At 38.5% G+C, this 2050-nt stretch carries 2 protein-coding genes and 1 pseudogene; 1 reads left to right on the top strand and 2 read right to left on the bottom strand.

The features are described 5' to 3' along the window. A partial coding sequence (locus VXQ92_RS16145; protein WP_416682514.1) for a 5-formyltetrahydrofolate cyclo-ligase occupies nucleotides 1–546 on the top strand: 546 nt, incomplete at its 5' end. 111 nt (nucleotides 547–657) lie between these two features. On the opposite strand, the gene tpgA is transcribed toward VXQ92_RS16145, so the two are convergent. Together tpgA and VXQ92_RS16135 are read right to left on the bottom strand one after the other, a co-directional pair. Then, a complete protein-coding gene (tpgA, locus tag VXQ92_RS16140; RefSeq protein ID WP_265643184.1) occupies nucleotides 658–1437 on the bottom strand; it encodes a trimeric autotransporter adhesin/peptidogylcan-associated protein TpgA in 780 nt (259 codons plus the stop codon). Between the two features lie 57 nt (nucleotides 1438–1494). Then, nucleotides 1495–1974, bottom strand: a pseudogene (locus VXQ92_RS16135) (YadA-like family protein); the annotation flags it as partial. Nucleotides 1975–2050: the final 76 nt, after the last annotated feature.

Genomic DNA, 2050 nt, shown 5'->3' with positions numbered 1-2050 from the left:
AGAAGACGAGCTTTAACCCAATTTGAGCAAAAACAGGCTCAGCTTAATGTTTTATATTACCTAAATCACCTTCCTATTTTTCATTCATCAAAAAAAATCGGTTTATATCTGCATGCTTTTGGTGAAATCCATACCGATCTTCTTATCAAATTATGTTTTAAAAAGAACAAACAAGTTTATTTACCCATGATTTGTTCGATGAACCAACGTTTAGTATGGGTAAAAATAAATAAAAACCAATATTTAAGTCGTCGTTTTTCTCATCACCCATTGGGAATGAAAGAACCTATGGCGACTCGCGGAAAACATGTATCACAGCTTGATTTGCTACTTATGCCACTTTTAGCTTGCGATCACTATGGGACACGTATTGGTATGGGTGGTGGTTATTATGATCGTACATTAGCAAGTGCTAAACATAAGCCCTACCGTTTAGGATTGGCACATCAATTTCAATTTATTGAACACACTTTAGAACGTCAAAGTTGGGATCAACCATTAGATGGTTTACTGACTCCACAGCACTTTTATTATTTTAAAAGATGATTTTTATATAAAATTTATAAAATCTCCAATATATCCTTTTACTTTTTTAGCTCCTTAAAAAACGAAAAAGTAACCACCCTAAGGATGGTTACTTTGCCGTGACAGACCGTTTTACCAACTTATATTAACACGTCTATTTGGCGCTAAACATTGAATAAGTTGTGAACTATTGTTATCACTACACTGCTTGTATAAGTCGGTCTGGCTATTCGCCTGTATTTGTATACGGCTTGGTTCAACACCTTGTCGTACCAGTAACTTAGCAACCGTATTCGCTCGTTTAGATGATAACTCTTGGTTATAACTAAACTTACCCAATGAGTCTGTGAATCCAGAAACAATAATTGGGGTTGTTGTTGGACTTTTCTTAATTTGCTCAGCAATTTTCACAACGCTATTAGTACCTTCTTCAATCGCACTCGCATCAAATCGATCAAAAGCAAATAGGACACTCGCTGTACGATCTGCAATTACAGTGCTACGTTCTGGTGCCTGATTATTTGCTCCCAAAACAACTAAACCTTCACACGCTTCACCCTTCCAAGATAAACGTTCTGCTAAATAGTGCTTATCAAAATCAATACGCAACTGGCAACGCTGGTATTGGTGTGTGTTGGGAACACGGATATCTAGCACATAGTTCCAAACTTTTACTGCAAAAAGCCCTTCACTAAATTGTGGATTGCCTAGTAAAGCTCGAATTTGATCTTTATTTAGTCCTGTATCTAAACGAGCAACATCTTGGTATTCATAACGTTTTACTTGTTTCAAATAACTCTTTTCAATCGCTGGAAAATGAATTTTCTGTTGCTGAGCCTGTTCATTTGCATAAGTTGTGACTGCGAAACCAGCAAAAGCTGCTACGACTAAGCTTTGGATTGTTTTGTTCATCTCTATAATCTCTTTAATCTGTCGAGCAAGGAGAGCATTGCCCTCCTAACCAGTTTCTTAATTAATCACACCACTAATACCAACGCGGACGCTTGGCTCACCTTGAGAAGCAGCTGCCACACCACCTGTAATTGACCAACGGCCATTGTCAGAGGTTTTGCGTAAGGTCACACCGACTGCGTTCTCACCACCATGATATGCAGCACCAACAGCATAGGTATATTTACCGGCTACAAACGGCGCATTTTCTAAGGCCATGGCAGCGGCAATACCTGCATTAGCTTTTTTCTCAACGTCATCAATACGTTTATTAGTGTCATAGAACACTTGTTGTAACTGATCACCCAGATTGGTAATTTTGTTACCCAATTCTTGGTTCGACTGGTTTAAGGTCCCAATCGCATCATTAATATTGTTCTTACCTGTACCACCAATATTGTTGGTTGTAATTGAGCCATCTTTAGGATCAATCGTAGTATTTCCACCAATACTGTTTTTGATGCTTTCTGAAATTTTATGGATTTGTCCACCATTTACGAGTCGTCGCATAAGAACCGATTGCTGTTCCTAGACCTTTCTCAACCACAGCCCCCGTACCAACACTGATTGCTCC

The sequence above is a fragment of the Acinetobacter sp. 228 genome (assembly GCF_048147885.1).
Note: the sequence above shows the minus strand (reverse complement) of the source record. Positions and strands in the feature narration are given on the sequence as shown.